The sequence below is a fragment of the Citrobacter sp. R56 genome, assembly GCF_016811995.1.
Classification (GTDB): Bacteria; Pseudomonadota; Gammaproteobacteria; order Enterobacterales; family Enterobacteriaceae; genus Citrobacter_D; species Citrobacter_D enshiensis.
In genome coordinates, this window is record NZ_CP069159.1 from 4,615,546 (window position 1) to 4,640,410 (window position 24,865).

Annotated in this window: 22 protein-coding genes; 20 read left to right on the forward strand and 2 right to left on the reverse strand. The window is 51.6% G+C overall.

Annotated features, from left to right (window positions below; translation table 11 throughout):
* Positions 1–86: 86 nt before the first annotated feature.
* On the reverse strand, positions 87–1,955 hold the full coding sequence (gene kup / locus JM656_RS21685; RefSeq protein ID WP_203359490.1) for a low affinity potassium transporter Kup: 1,869 nt from the start codon (positions 1,953–1,955) through the stop codon (positions 87–89).
* 221 nt (positions 1,956–2,176) lie between these two features.
* Here kup and ravA point away from each other — a divergent pair, with 221 nt between their 5' ends.
* Together ravA and viaA are read left to right on the forward strand one after the other, a co-directional pair.
* Entirely contained in the window at positions 2,177–3,673 is a 1,497-nt protein-coding gene (gene ravA, locus JM656_RS21690) for an ATPase RavA (RefSeq protein ID WP_203359491.1), read from the forward strand.
* Positions 3,667–5,118, forward strand: coding sequence for an ATPase RavA stimulator ViaA (gene viaA / locus JM656_RS21695; RefSeq protein ID WP_203359492.1), 1,452 nt, complete (start codon positions 3,667–3,669; stop codon positions 5,116–5,118). Before ravA ends, viaA begins: the two co-directional genes overlap by 7 nt.
* A gap of 4 nt (positions 5,119–5,122) precedes the next feature.
* On the opposite strand, the gene asnA is transcribed toward viaA, so the two are convergent.
* A complete protein-coding gene (gene asnA / locus JM656_RS21700) occupies positions 5,123–6,115 on the reverse strand; it encodes an aspartate--ammonia ligase (protein WP_203359493.1) in 993 nt (330 codons plus the stop codon).
* A 151-nt stretch (positions 6,116–6,266) separates the two neighbouring features.
* Between asnA and asnC the strand changes: the two genes are divergently transcribed.
* From asnC to pstA, 18 genes are all read left to right on the forward strand, one after another.
* Positions 6,267–6,725 carry a transcriptional regulator AsnC gene (gene asnC / locus JM656_RS21705; protein WP_013368348.1) on the forward strand — a complete coding sequence of 153 codons (459 nt, stop codon included), beginning with the start codon at positions 6,267–6,269 and terminating at the stop codon, positions 6,723–6,725.
* Positions 6,726–6,813: 88 nt separating this feature from the next.
* Positions 6,814–7,263 carry an FMN-binding protein MioC gene (gene mioC, locus JM656_RS21710; RefSeq protein WP_203359494.1) on the forward strand — a complete coding sequence of 150 codons (450 nt, stop codon included), beginning with the start codon at positions 6,814–6,816 and terminating at the stop codon, positions 7,261–7,263.
* A 374-nt stretch (positions 7,264–7,637) separates the two neighbouring features.
* Positions 7,638–9,527, forward strand: coding sequence for a tRNA uridine-5-carboxymethylaminomethyl(34) synthesis enzyme MnmG (gene mnmG, locus JM656_RS21715; RefSeq protein WP_203359495.1), 1,890 nt, complete (start codon positions 7,638–7,640; stop codon positions 9,525–9,527).
* 104 nt (positions 9,528–9,631) lie between these two features.
* The gene (rsmG, locus tag JM656_RS21720; RefSeq protein WP_203359496.1) at positions 9,632–10,255 is read left to right on the forward strand and encodes a 16S rRNA (guanine(527)-N(7))-methyltransferase RsmG; all 624 of its coding nucleotides are present in this window, start codon (positions 9,632–9,634) and stop codon (positions 10,253–10,255) included.
* 615 nt (positions 10,256–10,870) lie between these two features.
* Positions 10,871–11,251, forward strand: coding sequence for a F0F1 ATP synthase subunit I (atpI, locus tag JM656_RS21725; RefSeq protein WP_192614013.1), 381 nt, complete (start codon positions 10,871–10,873; stop codon positions 11,249–11,251).
* 8 nt (positions 11,252–11,259) lie between these two features.
* Entirely contained in the window at positions 11,260–12,075 is an 816-nt protein-coding gene (gene atpB, locus JM656_RS21730) for a F0F1 ATP synthase subunit A (RefSeq protein ID WP_203359497.1), read from the forward strand.
* Between the two features lie 46 nt (positions 12,076–12,121).
* Positions 12,122–12,361 (forward strand): F0F1 ATP synthase subunit C, encoded by a 240-nt coding sequence (gene atpE / locus JM656_RS21735; protein ID WP_003023794.1) that lies wholly within the window; start codon positions 12,122–12,124, stop codon positions 12,359–12,361.
* 59 nt (positions 12,362–12,420) lie between these two features.
* Positions 12,421–12,891 (forward strand): F0F1 ATP synthase subunit B, encoded by a 471-nt coding sequence (gene atpF, locus JM656_RS21740; RefSeq protein ID WP_073511767.1) that lies wholly within the window; start codon positions 12,421–12,423, stop codon positions 12,889–12,891.
* 14 nt (positions 12,892–12,905) lie between these two features.
* The gene (gene atpH, locus JM656_RS21745) at positions 12,906–13,439 is read left to right on the forward strand and encodes a F0F1 ATP synthase subunit delta (protein WP_203359498.1); all 534 of its coding nucleotides are present in this window, start codon (positions 12,906–12,908) and stop codon (positions 13,437–13,439) included.
* 12 nt (positions 13,440–13,451) lie between these two features.
* On the forward strand, positions 13,452–14,993 hold the full coding sequence (atpA, locus tag JM656_RS21750; protein ID WP_192614016.1) for a F0F1 ATP synthase subunit alpha: 1,542 nt from the start codon (positions 13,452–13,454) through the stop codon (positions 14,991–14,993).
* A gap of 50 nt (positions 14,994–15,043) precedes the next feature.
* Positions 15,044–15,907 (forward strand): F0F1 ATP synthase subunit gamma, encoded by an 864-nt coding sequence (gene atpG, locus JM656_RS21755; RefSeq protein WP_192614017.1) that lies wholly within the window; start codon positions 15,044–15,046, stop codon positions 15,905–15,907.
* A gap of 26 nt (positions 15,908–15,933) precedes the next feature.
* Complete coding sequence (gene atpD, locus JM656_RS21760; RefSeq protein ID WP_162382300.1) at positions 15,934–17,316, forward strand: F0F1 ATP synthase subunit beta; 1,383 nt, start codon at positions 15,934–15,936, stop codon at positions 17,314–17,316.
* Between the two features lie 20 nt (positions 17,317–17,336).
* Positions 17,337–17,756 carry a F0F1 ATP synthase subunit epsilon gene (locus tag JM656_RS21765; protein WP_162382301.1) on the forward strand — a complete coding sequence of 140 codons (420 nt, stop codon included), beginning with the start codon at positions 17,337–17,339 and terminating at the stop codon, positions 17,754–17,756.
* A gap of 325 nt (positions 17,757–18,081) precedes the next feature.
* Positions 18,082–19,452: a bifunctional UDP-N-acetylglucosamine diphosphorylase/glucosamine-1-phosphate N-acetyltransferase GlmU gene (gene glmU, locus JM656_RS21770; protein WP_203359499.1), complete on the forward strand. Its 1,371-nt coding sequence runs from the start codon at positions 18,082–18,084 to the stop codon at positions 19,450–19,452.
* 199 nt (positions 19,453–19,651) lie between these two features.
* Positions 19,652–21,481 (forward strand): glutamine--fructose-6-phosphate transaminase (isomerizing), encoded by a 1,830-nt coding sequence (gene glmS / locus JM656_RS21775; RefSeq protein ID WP_203359500.1) that lies wholly within the window; start codon positions 19,652–19,654, stop codon positions 21,479–21,481.
* Between the two features lie 313 nt (positions 21,482–21,794).
* Positions 21,795–22,835 carry a phosphate ABC transporter substrate-binding protein PstS gene (pstS, locus tag JM656_RS21780; RefSeq protein WP_203359501.1) on the forward strand — a complete coding sequence of 347 codons (1,041 nt, stop codon included), beginning with the start codon at positions 21,795–21,797 and terminating at the stop codon, positions 22,833–22,835.
* 144 nt (positions 22,836–22,979) lie between these two features.
* On the forward strand, positions 22,980–23,939 hold the full coding sequence (gene pstC / locus JM656_RS21785) for a phosphate ABC transporter permease PstC (protein WP_203359502.1): 960 nt from the start codon (positions 22,980–22,982) through the stop codon (positions 23,937–23,939).
* Positions 23,939–24,829: a phosphate ABC transporter permease PstA gene (gene pstA, locus JM656_RS21790; RefSeq protein ID WP_192614023.1), complete on the forward strand. Its 891-nt coding sequence runs from the start codon at positions 23,939–23,941 to the stop codon at positions 24,827–24,829. Before pstC ends, pstA begins: the two co-directional genes overlap by 1 nt.
* The last annotated feature ends 36 nt before the right edge of the window (positions 24,830–24,865 follow it).

Here is a 24,865-nt window from a genome sequence, read left to right on the forward strand (position 1 = left end):
CGCAAACCGCGTCATGGTGAGGAATAAAATCTGAGAAGGGATATACAAAACGCCCCCTTTCATCATGAAAGAGGGCGTTGTGGGGTTTAAATCTCGACCTGAGTACCCAGTTCAATAACCCGGTTAGGCGGGATCTCAAACTGATCCGGCGCACGCAGCGCATTACGCTGCAACAGCAGATACAGTTTGCCGCGCAAACGGAGATACCACGGGCGTTTTCCGACGATTAACGATTCGTGTGACATAAAGAAAGAGGTTTCCATCATTCGGCAGCTTAATCCTTCCAGACCGCAGCGATGGAAAACTTCCTCAACGTTCGGCGTTTCGCGCCAGCCGTAACTGGCCACCACACGCCAGAAGGTTGGCGACAGTTGCTCAATCTGCACTCGACGCACGTTGTGCACGTAAGGCGCATCTTCCGTACGCAACGTCAGCAGGATCACTCGCTCATGCAGTACCTTGTTATGTTTGAGGTTATGCATCAAGGCAAACGGGATAACGTTCAGTGCGCGCGACATATACACCGCGGTGCCTGGCACACGGACCGGCGGTGATTTCTCCAGTGAGGCGATCATCGCTTCCAGAGAGTTACCGTGCTCATGCATGCGACGCAGCAGACGGAAACGCTCACTTTTCCAGGTCGTCATAATAGTAAACATCACCAGACCCAGGGTTAATGGCAACCAACCGCCTGAAAGCAGTTTATCGAGGTTCGCCGAGAACAGCGGTATATCAATACACAGGAACGCCACCAGAATCAGCGCGACGAAGTATTTGTTCCAGTGCCAGTTTTTACGCGCAACGGTAGTCGAGAGGATTGACGTCAATACCATTGTTCCCGTCACTGCAATACCGTATGCCGCCGCCAGATTGCTGGAGTGCTCGAAGCTGATAATCACAATCACCACAGCGACGTAGAGCATCCAGTTTACAAAAGGAATGTAGATCTGACCCGACTCCATCTCTGAAGTGTGGATAATGCGCATTGGCGATAAATAGCCAAGGCGTACAGCCTGGCGCGTCAGTGAGAAAACGCCAGAGATGACGGCCTGCGAAGCGATAACCGTCGCCAGCGCGGCGAGAATCAGCAGCGGAATCAACGCCCAATCCGGCGCCAACAGGAAGAACGGGTTTTTGATGGCTTCCGGGTGTTTGAGCAACAACGCCCCCTGACCGAAATAGTTCAGCACCAGCGAAGGCAATACCACGGAGAACCACGCCAGGCGGATAGGCAGCTTACCAAAATGGCCCATATCGGCGTACAGCGCTTCGACACCGGTAATAGACAGCACCACAGCGCCTAATGCGATAAAGGATAGGGTTTTAAATTCCAGAAAGAAATGCACAGCCCACAGCGGATTTAAAGCTTGTAACACTTCTGGGTTGGCGATAATGCTGCGCAGCCCCAGCCCTGCAAGCACCAGGAACCAAATCAGCATGATTGGTGCAAACAGCTTACCCACCATCCCGGTACCATGCTTCTGAATCATAAACAGCAGGGTGAGGACGATAATAGAAAGCGGGACAATCCAGGTATCGAGCTGCGGCGCAATGATTTCCAAACCTTCAATCGCCGACATGACCGAGATTGCTGGAGTGATCACCACTTCACCATAGAAAAAACTCCCCCCGATCAGTCCGATAATGACCAACGCGGAAGTTGTTCTTGCCGATGTATTCCGCCCGGCTAGCGACATGAGTGTCAGGATCCCGCCTTCACCGGCGTTATCTGCACGCATGACAAACGTCAAATACTTGATGGAGACGACAAAAATCAACAGCCAAAAAATCAGCGACAGAAAGCCAAACACAGCGTCGCGCTCAACGCCAAAGCCGAACTGACCGGACAAACATTCGCGAAGCGTATATAGCGGGCTGGTGCCAATATCACCATAGACAACCCCAATCGCCGCGAGGGTAATCGCAGACAATGATTGCTTATTATCAGTGCTCATAGACTAGTCTTTCGTTTATATATGAAATGTGTGCGTAGTCCCTTGGCCCACAAAAAAGCGCAAGTATGCACGATTAATCGCAAAATCGTACCCCTAAATTGCACCAGATTAATCTGGCGCAAAGAAAATGAAACAGCACTTCAGTCTATTAATGCCCCTGGAGCGAAACGTCTATACTCGCTGTTTACATGGTACAACTGATGAAAGGACGCCACTCTATTATGGCTCACCCACATTTATTAGCGGAAAGAATTTCCCGTCTGAGCAGTGCTTTGGAAAAGGGACTTTATGAACGCAGCCATGCCGTACGCTTGTGTCTGTTGGCCGCATTGAGCGGAGAGAGCGTTTTTTTACTCGGCCCCCCTGGTATTGCCAAAAGCCTGATTGCCCGTCGACTCAAATATGCTTTTCAGCACGCCAGAGCCTTTGAATATCTGATGACCCGTTTTTCCACGCCCGAAGAAGTCTTTGGCCCACTCTCCATTCAGGCCTTAAAAGATGAAGGGCGCTATGAGCGATTAACCGCCGGATATCTGCCCGAAGCTGAAATCGTCTTTCTGGACGAAATATGGAAAGCCGGTCCGGCAATCCTCAATACATTGCTGACGGCCATCAACGAACGTCATTTTCGCAACGGCGCGTACGAAGAAAAAATACCCATGCGTCTGCTGGTGGCGGCATCAAACGAACTGCCGGAAGCAGACAGCAGTCTTGAAGCGCTATATGACCGTATGCTGATCCGCCTGTGGCTGGATAAAGTGCAGGACAAAGCCAATTTCCGCTCAATGCTGATAAGCCAGCTGGATGAAAGCGAAAACCCCGTTCCGGCCACGCTACAGGTCACCGATGATGAATATCACCAATGGCAAAACGCCATTGGCGCTATTTCGTTGCCCGATCATGTATTTGAACTGATTTTTACCCTGCGCCAACAGCTTGATGCGCTGCCAAATGCACCCTATGTCTCGGACCGACGCTGGAAAAAAGCCATTCGCCTGTTACAGGCCAGTGCCTTCTTCAGCGGCCGCGAAGCCGTCGCGCCTATCGACCTGATTCTGCTCAAGGATTGCCTGTGGTACGACGTACAAAGCCTGAATCTGATGCAGCAACAGTTGGAAATATTGATGACCAGTCACGCCTGGCAGCAGCAGGCGATGCTGACGCGACTGGGGGGCATCACTCAACGCCGTATTCAGATACAACAACAGCAAAGTGACCAAACCGCGTTCACCGTTGTGCGTCTGGGGGGCATGTTCAGCCGTCGTCCGCATTACGATTTGCCGCCAGACGTCAGTGCCACCACCCTGACACTGCTTCTGCAAAAACCGTTGAAGCTGCACGATATGGAAGTGATCCATATTACGTTTGATCGTGGCGCCCTGGAGCTATGGCTATCGAAAGGCGGGGAGATCCGGGGCAAACTTAATGGGATCGGTTTTGCCCAAACGCTGAATATGGAAGTCGACAGCTCCCAGCATTTGGTTGTTCGCGATGTCAGCTTGCAGGGCACTCGCCTGGCACTTCCAGGTTTATCCGAAGACAATATGCCCAGCGAAATCAAACAACAGCTGGAAGCGCTGGACAATGACTGGCACCAGCAGCACAACCTGTTTAGCGAACAACAAAAATGCCTCTTTATCCATAGCGACTGGTTAGGTCGTATCGAAGCCAGTCTGCAGGATGTAGGCACTCAAATTCGTCAGGCACTGCAATGCTAACCCTTGATATGCTCAATATCATGCTGGCTGTCAGCGAAGAGTGGATCATCGAAGAGATGATCCTCGCACTGCTTGCATCGCCAAAACTGGCGGTATTTTTTGAACGATACCCCCGGTTAAAAAATGCGATTACCGATGATTTGCCGCGCTGGCGCGAAGCGCTACGCAGCCGAATTAAGGAAACGCTTGTTCCCCCTGAATTGACGGAAGAGGTGATGAGCTATCAGCAAAGCCAGCTTCTCTCTACACCGCAATTTATTGTGCAGCTCCCGCAAATATTAGCGCTGCTGCACCGGTTACACTCGCCCTACGCCGGACAGGCGCAACAGCTGGTGGACAGCAATAGCGTCTTTACCCCTTCGTTGCACACTCTCTTCCTACAACGCTGGCGTTTGAGTCTCGTGGTTCAGGCCACCAGCCTAAACCAGCAGATGCTGGAAGAAGAACGCGAACAATTACTGAGTGAAGTCCAGGAACGCTTGACGCTAAGTGGACAACTGGAACCGGTACTGGCGGAAAACGACACCGCAGCGGGTCGCCTGTGGGACATGAGCGCAGGTCAGCTCAAACGCGGGGATTATCAGTTAATTGTTAAGTACGGCGATTTTCTGACTGAACAGCCCGAGCTCAAAAAACTGGCGGAACAATTAGGCCGATCGCGGGAAGCCAAATCCGTGCCGCGCAAAGATGCGCCGATGGAAACGTTCCGCACACTGGTTCGCGAACCCGCCACGGTGCCAGAGCAGGTGGACGGCATACAGCAAAGCGACGACATCCTGCGCTTACTCCCGCCAGAACTGGCAACGCTCGGCATCACCGAACTGGAATATGAGTTCTACCGGCGACTGGTGGAAAAACAGTTGCTCACCTATCGACTACACGGTGAAGCATGGCGCGAGAAAATCACTGAACGTCCGGTGGTGCATCAGGATTTCGACGAACAACCCCGCGGCCCGTTTATCGTCTGTGTGGATACCTCCGGTTCAATGGGCGGGTTTAATGAACAGTGCGCCAAGGCATTCTGTCTGGCACTAATGCGCATTGCGCTCGCCGATAACCGTCGCTGCTTCATCATGTTGTTTTCCACCGAAGTGGTGCGCTACGAGTTGTCTGGCCGGGAAGGTATTGAGCAGGCTATTCGTTTTTTGAGCCAGAGTTTTCGTGGCGGTACGGATATTGCCAGCTGTTTTCGCGCCATTATTGAGCGCATGCAAGGCAGGGAATGGTTTGACGCAGATGCGGTGGTGATTTCCGATTTCATCGCTCAGCGGTTGCCAGACGATGTAGTGAGTAAAGTGGGAGAGTTACAACGGGTGCATCAACATCGCTTTCATGCGGTGGCGATGTCAGAACATGGCAAGCCCGGTATCATGCGTATTTTCGATCATATCTGGCGCTTTGATACCGGGATGCGTAGCCGCCTGCTGCGACGCTGGCGGCGTTAAATTCTTAGAGCAGAGAAGAGACGCTTTCACGCACCTGCGCTGGCCATACACCGCATTGCACCTGCCCAATGTGCGGCAGTTGCAGCAGTAGCATAGTCAGGCGTGACTGACCGATACCACCGCCGATCGTTTGCGGCATCTCGCCACGCAGCAACGCCTGGTGCCACTCCAGACTCAATCGGTCTTCGTCACCGGTCAGCGCCAGCTGATGTTTCAGCGCATCGGCGTCGACGCGAATCCCCATCGAAGAAAGTTCAAACGCATCTTCCAGTACCGGGTTCCAGACCAGGATATCGCCGTTCAGACCGGCATAGCCCAGCTCGGAGGCGGAACTCCAGTCATCATAATCCGGCGCACGAACGTCATGGCGGTGTCCGTCGCTCAGTTTACCGCCAATCCCCACCAGGAAAACGGCGCCCAACTCTTTAGCGATTGCACGTTCACGGCCTTTCGCATCCAGATCAGGATAACGGGAAAGCAGATCCTGGCTATGAACAAAGTGGATCTGATCCGGCAGGAACGGTGCCAGGCCAAATTCTTTGCTTACTGCAGCCTCAGTGGCTTTAATTCCTGCCCAGATCGCCTCTACTGTGCTTTTCAGGGTAGAAAATTGGCGCTCACCGTCGCCCATTACGCGTTCCCAGTCCCACTGATCAACGTAGACCGAATGGAGCGGAGAAAGACGGTCTTCATCGGGGCGAAGCGCTTTCATGTGCGTGTACAACCCTTCGCCCGCGCTGAAGTCGTGTTGTCCCAGAGTTTGCCGTTTCCACTTTGCCAGAGAATGCACCACTTCGAACTGGGCATCTGGCAATGCTTTCACTTTTACCTGTACCGCTTTTTCACAGCCCGACAAGTTATCTTGCGTGCCATCCCCAACACGGCTGAGGATCGGTGCCTGAACTTCAATCAGACCCAGACGCTCCTCCAGTTGACGAGAAAAGTGAGATTTCACGAAGCTAATTTGACGTTGTTTGGCAATGTAAGCGGTTTTCATTATTTATACTCCTGCGTCCTGTTGGTTATGATTAAGCAACAGAATGCAGGTGATTTTCAATAATCATCAAACAAAAAGGCCGCTTAGGTTTTGATTCATTAATATAAGAGGCTAAAATAGAGTGAATCTCTAATCTATATAAGAAAAACCAATGGAAAATTATCAGATCGACAATCTGGACCGCGGCATCCTTGAGGCATTAATGGCAAATGCGCGTACGGCATACGCTGAACTGGCCAAACAATTTGGCGTCAGTCCTGGCACCATTCACGTTCGCGTAGAGAAAATGAAACAAGCGGGGATCATTACCGGAGCGCGTATTGACGTCAGCCCGAAACAGCTGGGATACGACGTCTGCTGTTTTATCGGCATTATTTTAAAAAGTGCGAAAGACTATCCGTCGGCATTAGCCAAACTGGAAAGTCTGGATGAAGTGACGGAGGCGTATTACACCACCGGTCACTACAGTATCTTTATTAAAGTCATGTGCCGCTCGATCGACGCGCTGCAGCAGGTACTTATCAACAAGATCCAAACAATTGATGAAATTCAGTCCACTGAAACGCTGATCTCTTTGCAGAACCCGATAATGCGGACTATCCGCCCATGATCATTTTTTTAAATCCCCTGCTTTTCCACAGGTAGATCCCAGCTCGCTCACAGCGTACAATAGCCCATCTTTATCAGGATGGGCTCGTATGGCGGACATAACTCTTATTAGCGGCAGCACCCTTGGCGGTGCCGAATACGTTGCAGAACATCTGGCTGAAAAGCTGGAAGATGCGGGTTTTTCAACAGAAACCCTACACGGTCCGCTGGTAGAGGATCTCCCCACTTCAGGGATCTGGCTGGTAATAAGCTCTACGCACGGCGCGGGAGACATTCCAGACAACCTTCTTCCTTTCTATGAAGATCTCCAGTCTCAAAAAACCGATCTTTCCCAGGTGCGTTTCGGTGCCATTGGCATTGGTAGTCGCGAATACGACACCTTCTGTGGTGCTATCGATAAAATAGAGGCAGAACTGAAGCGTTCCGGAGCAAAACAGATAGGCGAGACACTCAAGATCAACATCCTTGAACACGATATTCCGGAAGATCCGGCAGAGGTTTGGCTGGGATCCTGGATTAATTTACTCAAAATAGTGTAAAGATCGTGCGATCAACTGTGGGTAAGTCTGGTGAAAAGCTTGGATCAACCCGTAGTTATCCAAAGAATAACTCTTGTTCAGTTTTTGAGTTGTGTATAACCCTTCATTCTGATCCCAGCTTATACGGACCAGGATCACCGATCATTCACAGCTAATGATCCTCTGCAATGTGTTGATCTTAATGACCGGATCCTGGTTATCCACAGATACTGGCAATCCTAATAAGAGATCACAATAAAACAGATCTCTAAATAAAAAGATCTTCTTTTTAATACCCAGGATCCCGGGGTCTTTCTCAAGCCGACAAAGTTGAGTAGAATCCACGGCCCGGGCTTCAATCCATTTTCACACCGCCGTAATGCGAGGCAATTACCATGTTTTATCCGGATCCTTTTGACGTCATCATCATTGGCGGGGGTCATGCAGGCACTGAGGCCTCTATGGCCGCAGCGCGTATGGGTCAACAAACCCTGCTTTTGACACACAATATCGACACGTTGGGGCAAATGAGCTGCAACCCCGCTATTGGCGGTATTGGGAAGGGACATCTGGTAAAAGAGGTGGATGCGCTCGGTGGGCTGATGGCCAAAGCAATCGACCATGCAGGCATTCAGTTTAGGATACTAAACGCAAGCAAAGGTCCAGCCGTTCGTGCAACCCGGGCACAGGCGGATCGCGTGCTCTATCGTCAGGCGGTACGCACCGCACTGGAGAACCAACCGAACCTGATGATCTTCCAGCAGGCGGTTGAAGATCTGATTGTCGAAAACGATCGTGTTGTTGGCGCAGTGACTCAAATGGGTCTGAAATTCCGCGCGAAAGCCGTCGTACTGACCGTCGGAACCTTTCTGGATGGCAAAATTCATATCGGGCTGGACAACTACAGCGGTGGCCGTGCTGGTGATCCGCCGTCGATCCCGCTCTCCCGACGTCTGCGTGAATTACCTTTGCGTGTGAGCCGTCTGAAAACCGGTACACCGCCGCGTATCGATGCGCGCACCATCGATTTCAGCGTGTTGGGTCAGCAAAATAGCGACAATCCGCTACCGGTCTTCTCGTTCCTGGGTAACGCGTCTCAGCATCCACGCCAGATGCCGTGCTACGTCACCCACACCAATGAGAAAACCCATGACGTGATCCGTAATAACCTCGATCGTAGCCCGATGTATGCCGGTGTGATCGAAGGGATCGGCCCACGTTACTGCCCGTCGATCGAAGACAAAGTGATGCGCTTTGCCGACAGAAACCAGCACCAGATATTCCTGGAGCCGGAAGGGCTGACGTCTAACGAAATTTACCCGAACGGTATTTCCACCAGCCTGCCCTTCGATGTGCAGATGCAGATCGTCCGCTCCATGCAGGGGATGGAAAACGCGAAGATCGTTCGCCCGGGTTATGCTATCGAGTATGACTTCTTCGATCCGCGAGACCTGAAACCAACGCTGGAAAGCAAATTTATCCATGGTCTGTTCTTCGCCGGACAAATCAACGGTACGACTGGTTACGAAGAAGCTGCCGCGCAGGGTCTGCTGGCCGGTCTGAATGCTGCCCGTCTGTCTGCGGACAAAGATGGCTGGGCGCCAGCGCGTTCCCAGGCGTATCTGGGTGTCCTGGTGGATGATTTGTGCACCCTGGGTACCAAAGAACCGTACCGCATGTTTACCTCCCGCGCGGAATACCGTTTGATGCTGCGTGAAGATAACGCCGATCTCCGCCTGACCGAAATGGGCCGTGAACTGGGTCTGGTGGATGATGAGCGCTGGGCTCGCTTCAATGAGAAGCTGGAAAACATTGAGCGTGAACGTCAGCGTCTGAAATCAACCTGGGTGGCCCCTTCCTCCGAATCTGCGGGCGAAGTGAATGCTCACCTAAGTGCGCCGCTCTCGCGTGAAGCGAGTGGTGAAGATCTGCTGCGCCGCCCTGAAATGACCTATGAACAACTGACCGCGCTGACGCCGTTTGCTCCATCTCTGGACGATGTTCAGGCTGCAGAGCAGGTTGAGATTCAGGTGAAGTACGAAGGGTACATCGCCCGTCAGCAGGATGAGATCGAAAAACAGCAGCGCAACGAAAATACCATTCTGCCCGCGACGCTGGATTACCGTCAGGTTTCGGGTTTGTCGAATGAAGTTATCGCCAAGTTGAACGATCATAAACCGGTCTCAATTGGCCAGGCATCGCGCATCTCCGGCGTTACGCCTGCGGCGATTTCCATTCTGCTGGTCTGGCTGAAAAAACAAGGCATGTTGCGCCGTAGTGCGTAAATGCGCAGCTTTGGCGGGTGGCGCTTCGCTTACCCGCTCTACAGGTTCGTAAGGCCCGGTACGCGCTAGCGCCACCGGGCAAATTTTATAGACAGGTAATCACCGTGCTCAACAAACTCTCTCGTCTGCTGGATCAAGCAGGTATTTCGCTCACCGATCACCAGAAAAATCAGTTGGTCGCGTATGTTGATATGCTGAATAAGTGGAACAAGGCCTATAACCTGACCTCTGTCAGAGATCCCGGTGAGATGCTGGTCCGCCATATCCTGGACAGTATTGTTGTCGCACCGCATCTGCAAGGGCAACGTTTTATCGATGTTGGTACAGGACCGGGTTTGCCGGGAATTCCTTTGTCGATTGTACGCCCTGAGTCGCATTTCACCCTGCTGGACAGTTTGGGCAAGCGCGTGCGTTTTCTGCGCCAGGTTCAACATGAGCTTAAACTGGATAACATCACGCCCGTTCAGAGCCGGGTTGAGGAGTTTCCTTCCGAGCCGCCGTTTGATGGTGTGATCAGCCGTGCGTTCGCCTCACTCAATGATATGGTCAGTTGGTGTCATCATCTGCCGGGTGAGAATGGTCGCTTTTACGCGCTGAAAGGGCTGTTACCAGAGGATGAAATTGCCTCGTTGCCTGCTGAATTTAGTGTGGAATCGGTCGTTAAACTGCGGGTTCCACAACTGGAAGGTGAACGTCACCTGGTCGTCGTTAAGGCAAACAAAATTTAATATTTGTCAAAAAAAATAGAAAAAAAACGGGACCTCACGTGTTAAAAATCGTGGGGTATCGTGCCGTTATAACTGGTTACACTTAACGACAGCGTCACTATTTGTTTTCATTTCGACAAAGACCCTTTTTTTGTTAATGACAAAAGTAGTCAACATTGAAAATATCAGTCTGCTAAAAATCGGGTTTGCAAATCACTCTTTGATGTTAAATATTTATTATGAATGTCAATGGGGTGTTTTTATGTTGTAGTTCGATGTTTTTAAAATGGTGAGTGACTTTACTCTTAAATATCAAAAAGTTGAAAAGGCACCATTTGCCAAGTAAATAAATACTGTCAGGGCGAATATGCTCAATATGTGATCTGAAGCACGCTTTATCGCCAGTGTTTTCGCGCTATTTGCAGTTTTGCACGATCGTTCACACTTTGACTAAAAGTTAAAAATGCGGGGCAGAGAGAAATATTTAAACATTTATTCACCTTTTAGCTACTTATTGTTTGAAATCACGAGGACGCACCGTATAATTTGACCGCTTTTTGATGCTTGACTCCAGGTCTTAAAGAACGTTTTATACGACACGCGGCATACCTCGATGGTAGCAGGAGTAAAAACGTGATGTCTGTGTCGCTCTTGAGTCGAAACGTTGCTCGTAAGCTTCTGTTCATTCAGCTACTGGCTGTAATGGCAAGTGGATTGCTGTTTAGCTTCAAAGACCCCTTCTGGGGCATCTCCGCGATATGTGGAGGGATGGCAGTGTTTCTGCCTAATATGTTGTTTATGATATTTGCCTGGCGTCACCAGGCGCAGATACCAGCAAAAGGCCGTGTGGCCTGGTCGTTCGCCTTCGGCGAAGCGTTTAAGGTGTTAGCGATGCTGGTTTTACTGGTGGTGGCGCTGGCGGTTTTGAAGGCGGTGTTTTTACCGCTGATCGTTACGTGGGTTTTGGTGCTGGTGGTTCAGATACTGGCGCCGGCTGTAATTAACAACAAAGGGTAAAAGGCATCATGGCTTCTGAAAATATGACGCCGCAGGATTACATAGGACACCATCTGAATAACCTTCAGTTGGACCTGCGTACATTCTCGCTGGTGGATCCGCATAACCCCCCAGCCACCTTCTGGACGCTCAATATTGACTCCATTTTCTTCTCGGTGGTGCTGGGTCTGTTGTTCCTGCTTATGTTCCGTAGCGTTGCGAAAAAGGCAACCAGCGGCGTACCAGGTAAATTTCAGACCGCGATTGAGCTGGTGATCGGCTTTGTGCATGGTAGCGTGAAAGACATGTACCATGGTAAAAGCAAGCTGATCGCACCGCTGGCCCTGACGATTTTCGTCTGGGTGTTCCTGATGAACATGATGGATTTACTGCCTATCGACCTGCTGCCGTACATCGGTGAGCATGTTCTCGGCTTGCCTGCACTGCGTGTGGTTCCGTCTGCTGACGTGAACATCACCCTGTCTATGGCTCTGGGCGTATTTATCCTCATTCTGTTCTACAGCATCAAAATGAAAGGCCTCGGCGGCTTCGCGAAAGAGCTGACGCTGCAGCCGTTCAATCACTGGGCGTTCATCCCTGTCAACTTAATCCTTGAAGGGGTAAGCCTGCTGTCCAAACCGATTTCTCTCGGTCTGCGACTGTTCGGCAACATGTATGCCGGTGAGCTGATTTTCATTCTGATTGCTGGCCTGTTGCCGTGGTGGTCACAGTGGATCCTGAATGTGCCCTGGGCCATTTTCCACATACTGATTATTACGTTGCAAGCCTTCATCTTCATGGTTCTGACGATTGTCTATCTGTCGATGGCGTCTGAAGAGCATTAATTTACCAACACTACTACGTTTTAACTGAAACAAACTGGAGACTGTCATGGAAAACCTGAATATGGATCTGCTGTACATCGCTGCCGCTGTGATGATGGGTCTGGCGGCGATCGGTGCTGCGATCGGTATCGGCATCCTCGGGGGTAAATTCCTGGAAGGCGCGGCGCGTCAGCCTGATCTGATTCCTCTGCTGCGTACTCAGTTCTTTATCGTTATGGGTCTGGTGGATGCTATCCCGATGATCGCTGTAGGTCTGGGTCTGTACGTGATGTTCGCTGTCGCGTAGTAAGCGTTGCTTGAATTAAGAGCAATATCAGAACGTTAACTAGATAGAGGCATTGTGCTGTGAATCTTAACGCAACAATCCTCGGCCAGGCCATCGCGTTTGTCCTGTTCGTTCTGTTCTGCATGAAGTACGTATGGCCGCCGTTAATGGCAGCCATCGAAAAACGTCAAAAAGAAATTGCTGACGGTCTTGCTTCCGCAGAACGAGCACATAAGGACCTTGACCTTGCAAAGGCCAGCGCGACCGACCAGCTGAAAAAAGCGAAGGCGGAAGCTCAGGTTATCATTGAGCAGGCGAACAAACGCCGCTCTCAGATCCTGGACGAAGCCAAAACTGAAGCAGAGCAGGAACGTACTAAAATCGTGGCGCAGGCGCAGGCGGAAATTGAAGCCGAGCGTAAACGTGCCCGTGAAGAGCTGCGTAAGCAAGTTGCTATCCTGGCTGTTGCTGGCGCCGAGAAGATCATCGAACGTTCCGTGGATGAAGCTGCTAACAGCGACATCGTGGATAAACTTGTCGCTGAACTGTAAGGAGGGAGGGGCTGATGTCTGAATTTATTACGGTAGCTCGCCCCTACGCCAAAGCAGCTTTTGACTTTGCCGTCGAACACCAAAGTGTAGAACGTTGGCAGGACATGCTGGCGTTTGCAGCCGAGGTAACCAAGAACGAACAAATGGCAGAGCTTCTCTCTGGCGCGCTGGCGCCGGAAACGCTCGCTGAGTCGTTTATCGCAGTCTGCGGTGAGCAGTTGGACGAAAACGGCCAAAACCTGATTAAGGTGATGGCTGAAAATAATCGTCTGAACGCGCTCCCGGATGTTCTGGAGCAGTATATTCAACTGCGTGCAGCCAGTGAGTCTACCTCTGAGGTAGAAGTCACTTCTGCGACCACGCTGAGTGAAGCACAGCTTGCGAAGATCAGCGCTGCGATGGAAAAACGTCTGTCACGCAAAGTTAAGCTGAATTGCAAAATCGATAAGTCTGTAATGGCAGGCGTTATCATCCGTGCGGGTGATATGGTCATTGACGGTAGCGTACGCGGCCGTCTTGAACGCCTTGCAGACGTCTTGCAGTCTTAAGGGGACTGGAGCATGCAACTGAATTCCACCGAAATCAGCGAACTGATCAAGCAGCGCATTGCTCAGTTCAGTGTTGTGAGCGAAGCTCACAACGAAGGTACTATTGTTTCTGTAAGTGACGGTGTTATCCGCATCCACGGCCTTGCCGATTGTATGCAGGGTGAGATGATATCCCTGCCGGGTAACCGTTACGCTATCGCACTGAACCTGGAGCGCGACTCCGTAGGTGCAGTTGTGATGGGTCCGTATGCTGACCTTGCCGAAGGCATGAAAGTTAAGTGTACTGGTCGTATTCTGGAAGTTCCGGTTGGCCGTGGTCTGCTGGGTCGTGTGGTGAACACTCTGGGTTCCCCTATCGACGGTAAAGGTCCGGTTGATAACGATGGCTTCTCGCCAATCGAAGTTATCGCACCGGGCGTAATCGAACGTCAGTCCGTCGATCAGCCGGTCCAGACCGGTTATAAATCCGTTGATGCCATGATCCCAATCGGTCGTGGTCAGCGTGAATTGATCATCGGTGACCGTCAGACCGGTAAAACCGCGATGGCAGTCGATGCGATCATCAACCAGCGCGATTCCGGCATCAAGTGTGTGTACGTGGCTATCGGCCAGAAAGCGTCCACCATTTCTAACGTGGTGCGTAAACTGGAAGAGCATAATGCTCTGTCCAACACCATCGTTGTTGTGGCGACCGCGTCTGAATCCGCTGCTCTGCAATACCTGGCACCTTATGCTGGTTGCGCAATGGGCGAATACTTCCGTGACCGCGGCGAAGATGCACTGATCGTTTACGATGACCTGTCCAAACAGGCTGTTGCTTATCGTCAGGTTTCCCTGTTGCTCCGTCGTCCGCCAGGACGTGAAGCATTCCCGGGCGACGTATTTTACCTCCACTCCCGTCTGCTGGAGCGCGCATCCCGCGTTAACGCGGAATACGTTGAGAAATTCACCAACGGTGAAGTTAAAGGTAAAACCGGCTCCCTGACCGCTCTGCCGATTATCGAAACCCAGGCGGGTGACGTTTCTGCGTTCGTTCCGACCAACGTAATCTCCATTACCGATGGTCAGATCTTCCTGGAAACCAACCTGTTTAACTCCGGTATTCGTCCGGCGGTTAACCCGGGTATCTCCGTATCTCGTGTAGGTGGTGCAGCGCAGACCAAGATCATCAAGAAACTGTCCGGTGGTATTCGTACCGCACTGGCACAGTATCGTGAACTGGCTGCGTTCTCTCAGTTCGCTTCCGACCTGGATGACGCTACGCGTAAGCAGCTGAGCCACGGTCAGAAAGTAACTGAACTGCTGAAGCAGAAACAGTATGCCCCAATGTCTGTTGCACAACAGGGTGTGGTGCTGTTTGCGGCTGAACGCGGTTACCTCGAAGATGTGGAACTGGCGAAAATCGGTAGTTTCGAAGCTGCTCTGCTGGCTTATGTCGACCGTGACCACGCTCCGCTGATGCAAGAGATTAACCAGTCCGGTAGCTATAACGATGAAATCGAAGGCAAGCTGAAAGCTATCCTCGATTCCTTCAAAGCAACCCAGTCCTGGTAACGTCTGGCGGTCTGTCTTAGGGCAGACCGCAAGGCATTGAGGAGAAGCTCATGGCCGGCGCAAAAGAGATACGTAGTAAGATCGCAAGCGTCCAGAACACGCAGAAGATCACTAAAGCGATGGAGATGGTCGCCGCTTCCAAAATGCGTAAATCGCAGGAGCGCATGGCGGCCAGCCGTCCTTATGCAGAGACCATGCGCAAAGTGATTGGTCACCTTGCGAATGGTAATCTGGAATATAAGCACCCTTACCTGGAAGAACGCGACGTTAAACGTGTGGGCTACCTGGTGGTGTCGACCGATCGTGGTCTGTGTGGCGGCTTGAACACTAACCTGTTCAAAAAACTGCTGGCAGATATGAAAGCATGGTCCGAAAAAGGCGTTCAGTGCGAACTCGCAATGATCGGCTCTAAGGGCGTGTCTTTCTTTAGCTCCGTTGGCGGTAATGTGGTTGCTCAGGTAACCGGTATGGGGGATAACCCTTCCCTGTCCGAACTGATCGGTCCGGTTAAAGTGATGCTGCAGGCCTATGATGAAGGCCGTCTGGACAGACTGTACGTTGTCAGCAACAAATTTATTAACACCATGTCTCAGGTGCCAACTCTCACTCAACTGCTGCCATTACCGGCATCGGAAGATGAAGAGTTAAAACAAAAAGCCTGGGATTACCTGTATGAACCCGACCCGAAACCGCTGCTGGATACCCTGCTGCGTCGTTACGTTGAATCTCAGGTTTATCAGGGTGTGGTAGAAAACCTGGCCAGCGAGCAGGCCGCACGTATGGTGGCGATGAAAGCCGCGACCGACAATGGCGGCAGCCTGATTAAAGAGCTGCAGTTGGTATACAACAAAGCTCGTCAGGCCAGCATTACTCAGGAACTCACCGAGATCGTCGGTGGTGCATCCGCGGTATAACCAGGTTAATTCGTAGAGGATTCAAGATGGCTACTGGAAAAATTGTCCAGGTAATCGGCGCCGTGGTTGACGTCGAATTCCCTCAGGATGCCGTACCGCGCGTGTACGATGCTCTTGAGGTTATGAATGGTAATGAGAGCCTGGTGCTGGAAGTTCAGCAGCAGCTCGGTGGTGGTATCGTACGTACTATCGCCATGGGTTCTTCCGACGGTCTGCGTCGTGGTCTGGAAGTTAAAGACCTCGAACACCCGATCGAAGTCCCGGTAGGTAAAGCAACCCTGGGTCGTATCATGAACGTCCTGGGTCAGCCGATCGACATGAAAGGCGACATCGGCGAAGAAGAACGTTGGGCGATTCACCGTGCAGCACCTTCTTATGAAGAGCTGTCCAGCTCTCAGGAATTGCTGGAAACCGGTATCAAAGTAATGGACCTTATTTGCCCGTTCGCTAAGGGGGGTAAAGTTGGTCTGTTCGGTGGTGCGGGTGTAGGTAAAACCGTAAACATGATGGAGCTGATCCGTAACATCGCGATCGAGCACTCCGGTTATTCCGTGTTTGCAGGCGTGGGTGAACGTACTCGTGAGGGTAACGACTTCTACCACGAAATGACGGACTCCAACGTTCTGGACAAAGTATCCCTGGTTTATGGCCAGATGAACGAGCCACCGGGAAACCGTCTGCGCGTTGCGCTGACCGGCCTGACCATGGCTGAGAAGTTCCGTGACGAAGGTCGTGACGTTCTGCTGTTCGTTGATAACATCTATCGTTATACCCTGGCCGGTACTGAAGTATCCGCACTGCTGGGCCGTATGCCTTCAGCGGTAGGTTATCAGCCGACCCTGGCGGAAGAGATGGGTGTTCTGCAGGAACGTATCACCTCCACCAAAACCGGTTCTATCACCTCCGTTCAGGCGGTATACGTACCTGCGGATGACTTGACTGACCCGTCACCAGCCACCACCTTTGCTCACTTAGATGCAACCGTGGTACTGAGCCGTCAGATCGCGTCTCTCGGTATCTACCCGGCCGTTGACCCGCTGGACTCCACCAGCCGTCAGCTGGACCCGCTGGTCGTTGGTCAGGAACACTACGACACCGCGCGTGGCGTTCAGTCCATCCTGCAGCGTTACCAGGAACTGAAAGACATCATCGCGATCCTGGGTATGGACGAACTGTCCGAAGAAGACAAACTGGTGGTAGCACGTGCGCGTAAAATTCAGCGCTTCCTGTCCCAGCCATTCTTCGTTGCTGAAGTCTTTACCGGTTCTCCAGGTAAATTCGTATCGCTGAAAGATACTATCCGTGGCTTTAAAGGCATCATGGATGGCGAATACGATCACCTGCCAGAGCAGGCGTTCTATATGGTTGGCACCATCGAAGAAGCTGTCGAGAAAGCCAAAAAACTTTAACGCCTTAATCGGAGGGTGATATGGCAATGACTTACCACCTGGACGTCGTCAGCGCAGAGCAACAAATGTTCTCTGGTCTGGTCGAAAAAATCCAGGTAACGGGTAGTGAAGGTGAACTGGGTATTTACCCGGGCCACGCCCCGCTGCTCACCGCCATTAAGCCTGGTATGATCCGCATCGTTAAACAGTTCGGTCATGAAGAGTTTATCTACCTGTCCGGCGGCATTCTTGAAGTGCAGCCTGGCAACGTGACCGTACTGGCTGATACCGCGATTCGCGGACAGGATCTCGATGAAGCGAGAGCCCTGGAAGCGAAACGTAAGGCTGAAGAGCACATTAAGAGCTCTCATGGTGACGTGGATTACGCTCAGGCATCTGCGGAACTGGCCAAAGCGATCGCGAAACTGCGCGTTATCGAGTTGACCAAAAAAGCGATGTAACACCGGCTTGAAAGCATAAAAACCAGTCTGAATTCAGGCTGGTTTTTTTTTGCCTTTTCTTCGGTTTCCCGCTTTTTAAGCCCTTTCTTATCCTTTATTCATGGATCAAAAAAAGAGCAAAAACATTAGCCTAAAGACTTAATGAGAGGTATGTCTTACTTTTCAGAAGACAAAAGGCGCGACGATGGACGAAAATGTCTCATTATCTTGTGGGGAAAGTCCCCTGATGAACATTTTATCTACACCCCATTTCACGGCGAAAAAAATGTAGTATTTTCAATGTGAAACGGTATAAATTCGTTCTCTTATCACAGTCAGGATGCGTATGTTGAACAGTGCTATGAGCGTAGTGATCCTTGCCGCAGGTAAAGGCACACGCATGTATTCCGATCTTCCTAAAGTGCTACATACTCTCGCGGGAAAAGCGATGGTTCAGCATGTCATTGATGCAGCTAATGAAGTTGGCGCATCTCACGTTCATCTGGTCTATGGACACGGTGGCGATCTGCTTAAGCAGACACTAAAAGAAGACAACCTGAATTGGGTTCTGCAGGCCGAGCAGTTGGGTACAGGTCATGCGATGCAGCAGGCTGCGCCATTCTTTGGCGACGACGAAGACATTTTAATGCTCTATGGCGACGTACCGCTGATTTCGATCGACACATTGCAGCGCCTGCGTGATGCAAAACCGCAGGGCGGCATTGGTTTGCTGACGGTGAAGCTGGATGATCCAAGCGGCTATGGTCGTATTACGCGTGAGAACGGTAAGGTCACCGGCATTGTTGAGCACAAAGATGCAAGCGACGAGCAACGTCAGATCCAGGAAATTAATACTGGCATCCTGATTGCCAACGGCGCAGATATGAAACGTTGGCTGTCAAAACTGACTAATAACAATGCCCAGGGCGAGTATTACATCACCGACATTATTGCGCTGGCATACCAGGAAGGTCGCGAAATCGCTGCTGTTCATCCTGACAGACTCAGTGAAGTGGAAGGCGTGAACAACCGCCTTCAACTCTCTCGTCTGGAACGCGTTTACCAGTCTGAGCAGGCTGAAAAGCTGCTGCTGGCGGGCGTTATGCTGCGTGACCCTTCGCGTTTTGATCTGCGCGGTACGTTAACGCACGGGCGAGATGTCGAAATTGATACTAACGTTATCATCGAAGGCAACGTTACGCTCGGTCATCGCGTGAAGATTGGTGCGGGCTGCGTTATCAAAAACAGTGTGATTGGCGATGATTGTGAAATCAGCCCGTACAGCGTAGTGGAAGATGCACATCTGGCAACGGCATGTACTATTGGCCCGTTCGCGCGTCTGCGCCCTGGTGCAGAACTGCTGGAAGGCGCGCACGTCGGTAACTTTGTCGAGATGAAAAAAGCGCGTCTGGGTAAAGGCTCGAAAGCCGGTCATCTGAGCTACCTGGGTGATGCTGAAATTGGCGATAACGTGAACATTGGTGCAGGAACGATCACCTGTAACTACGATGGCGCGAACAAGTTTAAAACCATTATTGGCGATGATGTGTTTGTCGGCTCTGATACCCAACTGGTGGCGCCAGTGACGGTGGGTAAAGGTGTGACAATCGCGGCGGGTACTACCGTTACCCGTGACGTTGCTGATAACGAACTGGTGATAAGCCGTGTACCTCAGGTCCATAAGCAGGGCTGGAAGCGTCCGGTGAAGAAGAAGTAAATTCAATTTTTGTACGCCGGATAACGCGTTTACGCTGCCCTCCGGCAAACAGGGATGAGGGGATAATATAATCCCCCGCCCAAAAAGCAGTACTTATAAAAATAACCCCACTCTCTACAAGGCTCGGGGCGCCCGAAAATACGGGCATACAGGTTGACCGACAACGACTGGCATACTGCCAAAATCGGAATTAAAAACTATGTGTGGAATTGTTGGCGCTATCGCGCAACGTGATGTAGCAGAAATCCTTCTCGAAGGCTTACGTCGTCTGGAATACCGTGGCTATGACTCTGCGGGTCTGGCTGTGGTCGACAACGAAGGGCACATGACCCGTCTGCGTCGCCTCGGTAAAGTTCAGATGCTGGCACAGGCAGCGGAAGAACACCCGTTGCACGGCGGTACAGGTATTGCTCATACCCGTTGGGCAACCCACGGCGAACCTTCAGAAGCGAATGCGCATCCGCATGTTTCTGAGCACATTGTGGTGGTGCATAACGGCATCATCGAAAACCATGAACCGCTGCGCGAAGAACTGAAAGCGCGTGGTTATACGTTTGTTTCTGAAACTGACACCGAAGTGATTGCTCACCTGGTGCATTGGGAACTGGAACAAGGCGGCACTCTGCGTGAAGCAGTGCTGCGTACGATCCCGCAACTGCGCGGCGCGTACGGTACGGTGATCATGGATACCCGTAAACCGGATACTCTGCTGGCGGCGCGCTCTGGTAGCCCGCTGGTGATTGGTCTGGGTATGGGTGAGAACTTTATCGCTTCCGATCAACTGGCGCTGCTGCCAGTCACCCGTCGCTTCATCTTCCTGGAAGAAGGCGATATTGCGGAAGTGACCCGTCGTTCCGTCTCTATTTTCGATAAAACGGGCGCGGAAGTGAAACGTCAGGATATCGAATCCAATCTGAAATACGACGCTGGTGATAAAGGTATTTATCGCCACTACATGCAGAAAGAGATCTACGAACAGCCTAATGCTATCAAAAACACCCTGACCGGACGTATTACTCACGGTGAAGTGGATCTGAGCGAGCTGGGTCCGAAGGCGAACGAACTGTTGGCTCAGGTTGAGCACATTCAGATTATCGCCTGCGGTACTTCCTACAACTCCGGTATGGTATCCCGCTATTGGTTTGAATCTCTGGCAGGGATCCCGTGTGACGTGGAAATCGCGTCTGAATTCCGCTATCGCAAATCCGCCGTGCGTCGCAACAGCCTGATGATCACCCTTTCTCAGTCTGGCGAAACGGCCGATACGCTGGCCGGTCTGCGTTTATCGAAAGAGTTGGGTTATCTGGGTTCTCTGGCGATTTGTAACGTTCCGGGCTCTTCCCTGGTACGTGAATCTGACCTGGCGATGATGACCAATGCTGGTACCGAAATCGGCGTCGCCTCCACGAAAGCGTTTACCACTCAGCTGACCGTTCTGCTGATGCTGGTGGCGAAACTGGCGCGTCTGAAAGGTCTGGATGCCTCTATTGAGCACGATATCGTTCACGGCCTGCAGGCACTGCCGAGCCGTATTGAGCAGATGCTGTCTCAGGATAAACGCATTGAAGCGCTTGCTGAAGATTTCTCTGACAAACACCACGCGCTGTTCCTGGGTCGTGGCGATCAGTATCCGATTGCGCTGGAAGGCGCGCTGAAACTGAAAGAGATCTCTTATATTCACGCAGAAGCCTATGCCGCAGGTGAACTGAAGCATGGCCCGCTGGCGCTGATTGATGCAGACATGCCGGTTATTGTGGTGGCTCCGAACAACGAACTGTTGGAAAAACTGAAATCCAACATTGAGGAAGTTCGCGCGCGCGGTGGTCAGCTGTATGTCTTCGCCGATCAGGATGCCGGATTCACCAGCAGCGATAACATGCACATTATTGAAATGCCGCATGTGGAAGAGGCCATTGCGCCAATCTTCTACACGGTACCGCTGCAATTGCTGGCGTATCACGTGGCGCTGATCAAAGGCACTGACGTGGATCAGCCGCGTAACCTGGCTAAATCGGTTACGGTTGAATAATCTGTGTAATGCCCTGCGAAAGCGGGGCATTTTTTATCCCTGTTTTTTTTGAACAATTCCCCCTCCGTTTTTATGTGACAAAGTGTCATATTCAGCTACTGTTTCAGTGTCATAAAAAGAAAATCTCTGCGAAATATTAATGCCATAAAAACACGTAACGCATTGTTTATTTATGATGTTTTTTAGAAAGTGAACTCCATTTCTTTCTCTGTCATAAAACTGTCATATTTCGTACATTTAACTGTCACCTGTTTGTCCTATTTTGCTTATCGTAGCCACTTAACAATGATTTACGAATCTTGCAGGAGACATTATGAAAGTTATGCGTACCACTGTCGCAACTGTTGTCGCCGCGACCTTATCCATGAGCGCTTTCGCTGTAAACGCAGCGGCAAGCCTGACAGGTGCAGGTGCAACTTTCCCTGCGCCAGTGTATGCCAAATGGGCAGATACCTATCAGAAAGAAACCGGTAATAAAGTCAATTACCAGGGTATCGGCTCCTCCGGTGGTGTTAAACAAATTACTGCAAATACGGTTGATTTCGGCGCATCCGATGCCCCGCTGTCTGATGAAAAGCTGGCTCAGGAAGATCTGTTCCAGTTCCCGACCGTGATTGGTGGTGTGGTGCTGGCGGTGAATATCCCTGGTCTGAAGTCTGGTGAGCTGGTGTTGGATGGTAAAACACTGGGTGACATCTATCTCGGCAAAATCAAAAAGTGGGACGATGAAGCCATCACCAAACTGAACCCAGGTCTGAAACTGCCTTCCCAGAATATTGCCGTTGTGCGTCGTGCTGATGGCTCCGGTACTTCCTTCGTCTTTACCAGCTATCTGGCGAAAGTGAACGAAGAGTGGAAATCGAAAGTCGGTTCCGGCTCGACAGTAAACTGGCCGACCGGTCTGGGTGGTAAAGGCAACGACGGTATCGCTGCGTTCGTACAGCGTCTGCCGGGTTCCATTGGTTACGTTGAATACGCGTATGCCAAGCAGAACAGCCTGGCCTACACCAAATTGATCTCCGCCGATGGTAAGCCGGTAAGCCCGACTGAAGAGAACTTCGCCAACGCGGCAAAAGGCGCTGACTGGAGCAAATCGTTCGCGCAGGACCTGACGAACCAGAAAGGTGAAGAAGCGTGGCCAATCACCTCCACGACCTTCATCCTCGTGCACAAAGTGCAGAAAAAACCTGAGCAGGGTGCTGAAGTGCTGAAATTCTTCGACTGGGCATACAAAAATGGCGGCAAACAGGCTAATGACCTGGATTATGCCAGCCTGCCAGACAGCGTGGTTGAGCAGGTTCGCGCTGCATGGAAAACCAACGTGAAAGACAGCAACGGTAAAGCGCTGTATTAACAGAATATCTTTGACGAAATGGCGGATGGCGCTACGCTTATCCGCCCTACGGTTCAGACTGTAGGCCCGATAGGTAAGCCGGATAAGCGTAGCGCCATCCGGCTTGGGCAACTTCGTAAACGCGTTCAACGGAAAGAGTAATTTATGGCTGCAACTAAGCCTGCTTTTAACCCACCGGGTAAAAAGGGTGACATGATATTCAGCGCGCTGGTAAAACTGGCTGCGCTGCTTGTGCTATTGATGCTGGGGGGCATTATTGTCTCTCTGATCATCTCCTCCTGGCCAAGTATCCAGAAGTTTGGCTTTGCGTTCCTGTGGACCAAAGAGTGGGACGCGCCAAACGATATCTACGGTGCGCTGGTCCCTATTTACGGCACGCTGGTGACCTCTTTTATCGCATTGCTGATCGCCGTTCCGGTGAGTTTCGGCATTGCCTTATTTTTAACGGAACTGGCGCCAAACTGGCTGAGACGTCCGCTGGGGATCGCGATTGAACTGCTGGCCGCGATTCCAAGTATCGTTTATGGCATGTGGGGTTTGTTCATTTTCGCCCCGTTGTTTGCGACCTGGTTTCAGGAGCCGGTAGGGAACGTCCTTTCCAACATTCCATTTGTTGGTGCACTGTTTTCGGGTCCGGCTTTTGGTATCGGTATTTTAGCCGCTGGCGTGATCCTCGCCATCATGATCATCCCGTACATTGCGGCGGTAATGCGTGATGTATTCGAACAGACCCCTGTGATGATGAAAGAGTCGGCCTACGGTATCGGCTGCACCACCTGGGAAGTTATCTGGCGTATTGTTCTGCCCTACACCAAAAATGGGGTGATTGGCGGCATTATGCTGGGCTTAGGTCGTGCGCTGGGCGAAACCATGGCGGTAACCTTTATCATCGGTAACACCTACCAGCTCGACAGCGCCTCGCTGTATATGCCGGGCAACAGTATTACCTCTGCGCTGGCGAACGAGTTTGCCGAAGCAGAATCGGGTCTGCACGTTGCCGCGCTGATGGAACTGGGTCTGATCCTGTTCGTCATCACCTTTATCGTCCTGGCGGCGTCTAAATTTATGATCATGCGCCTTGCTAAGAACGAGGGGGCACGTTAATGGCTACGATCGAAATGCAATCTACCGCCGCACTGGCGGAATCCCGCCGCAAAATGCAGGCGCGTCGTCGCATGAAAAACCGCATCGCGCTGACGCTCTCCATGGCGACAATGGCGTTCGGGTTGTTCTGGCTGATTTGGATCCTGTTCTCTACCGTGGTACGCGGTATCGACGGAATGTCGCTGGCGCTGTTTACCGAAATGACGCCGCCGCCTAATACTGCGGGTGGTGGTCTGGCAAACGCCCTGGCCGGTAGTGGTTTACTCATTCTGTGGGCGACCGTATTGGGTACGCCACTGGGCATTATGGCGGGGATTTATCTGGCGGAATATGGCCGCAAATCCTGGCTGTCTGAAGTCATTCGCTTTATCAACGACATTCTGCTTTCTGCGCCGTCGATTGTGGTCGGTCTGTTCGTCTACACCATTGTGGTCGCGCAGATGGAACAATTCTCCGGCTGGGCAGGCGTGATTGCGCTGGCGTTGCTGCAGGTGCCTATCGTCATTCGAACCACAGAGAACATGTTGAAACTGGTGCCGGATAGCCTGCGTGAAGCGGCTTATGCGCTGGGTACGCCAAAGTGGAAGATGATCTCTGCAATAACCCTGAAGGCGTCAGTCTCCGGCATCATGACCGGTATTCTGCTGGCGATTGCGCGTATCGCGGGTGAAACCGCCCCGCTGTTGTTTACCGCGCTCTCGAACCAGTTCTGGAGCACCGACATGATGCAGCCGATCGCCAACTTGCCGGTGACCATCTTTAAATTTGCGATGAGTCCGTTTGCTGAATGGCAGCAACTGGCCTGGGCTGGGGTGTTGATTATCACCCTGTGCGTTCTGCTGCTGAATATTCTGGCGCGCGTCATTTTTGCGAAGAATAAGCACGGTTAATTATTTACGCATTGCCGGATGGCGGCGTACGGATTG

What these genes read in the sequence shown, in the direction of transcription:
- kup (WP_203359490.1), bottom strand. Translation starts at nt 1,955, where the DNA reads ATGAGCACTGATAATAAGCAATCATTGTCTGCGATTACCCTCGCGGCG.
- ravA (WP_203359491.1), top strand. Translation starts at nt 2,177, where the DNA reads ATGGCTCACCCACATTTATTAGCGGAAAGAATTTCCCGTCTGAGCAGT.
- viaA (WP_203359492.1), top strand. Translation starts at nt 3,667, where the DNA reads ATGCTAACCCTTGATATGCTCAATATCATGCTGGCTGTCAGCGAAGAG.
- asnA (WP_203359493.1), bottom strand. Translation starts at nt 6,115, where the DNA reads ATGAAAACCGCTTACATTGCCAAACAACGTCAAATTAGCTTCGTGAAA.
- asnC (WP_013368348.1), top strand. Translation starts at nt 6,267, where the DNA reads ATGGAAAATTATCAGATCGACAATCTGGACCGCGGCATCCTTGAGGCA.
- mioC (WP_203359494.1), top strand. Translation starts at nt 6,814, where the DNA reads ATGGCGGACATAACTCTTATTAGCGGCAGCACCCTTGGCGGTGCCGAA.
- mnmG (WP_203359495.1), top strand. Translation starts at nt 7,638, where the DNA reads ATGTTTTATCCGGATCCTTTTGACGTCATCATCATTGGCGGGGGTCAT.
- atpI (WP_192614013.1), top strand. Translation starts at nt 10,871, where the DNA reads ATGTCTGTGTCGCTCTTGAGTCGAAACGTTGCTCGTAAGCTTCTGTTC.
- atpB (WP_203359497.1), top strand. Translation starts at nt 11,260, where the DNA reads ATGGCTTCTGAAAATATGACGCCGCAGGATTACATAGGACACCATCTG.
- atpE (WP_003023794.1), top strand. Translation starts at nt 12,122, where the DNA reads ATGGAAAACCTGAATATGGATCTGCTGTACATCGCTGCCGCTGTGATG.
- atpH (WP_203359498.1), top strand. Translation starts at nt 12,906, where the DNA reads ATGTCTGAATTTATTACGGTAGCTCGCCCCTACGCCAAAGCAGCTTTT.
- atpA (WP_192614016.1), top strand. Translation starts at nt 13,452, where the DNA reads ATGCAACTGAATTCCACCGAAATCAGCGAACTGATCAAGCAGCGCATT.
- atpG (WP_192614017.1), top strand. Translation starts at nt 15,044, where the DNA reads ATGGCCGGCGCAAAAGAGATACGTAGTAAGATCGCAAGCGTCCAGAAC.
- atpD (WP_162382300.1), top strand. Translation starts at nt 15,934, where the DNA reads ATGGCTACTGGAAAAATTGTCCAGGTAATCGGCGCCGTGGTTGACGTC.
- JM656_RS21765 (WP_162382301.1), top strand. Translation starts at nt 17,337, where the DNA reads ATGGCAATGACTTACCACCTGGACGTCGTCAGCGCAGAGCAACAAATG.
- glmU (WP_203359499.1), top strand. Translation starts at nt 18,082, where the DNA reads ATGTTGAACAGTGCTATGAGCGTAGTGATCCTTGCCGCAGGTAAAGGC.
- glmS (WP_203359500.1), top strand. Translation starts at nt 19,652, where the DNA reads ATGTGTGGAATTGTTGGCGCTATCGCGCAACGTGATGTAGCAGAAATC.
- pstS (WP_203359501.1), top strand. Translation starts at nt 21,795, where the DNA reads ATGAAAGTTATGCGTACCACTGTCGCAACTGTTGTCGCCGCGACCTTA.
- pstC (WP_203359502.1), top strand. Translation starts at nt 22,980, where the DNA reads ATGGCTGCAACTAAGCCTGCTTTTAACCCACCGGGTAAAAAGGGTGAC.
- pstA (WP_192614023.1), top strand. Translation starts at nt 23,939, where the DNA reads ATGGCTACGATCGAAATGCAATCTACCGCCGCACTGGCGGAATCCCGC.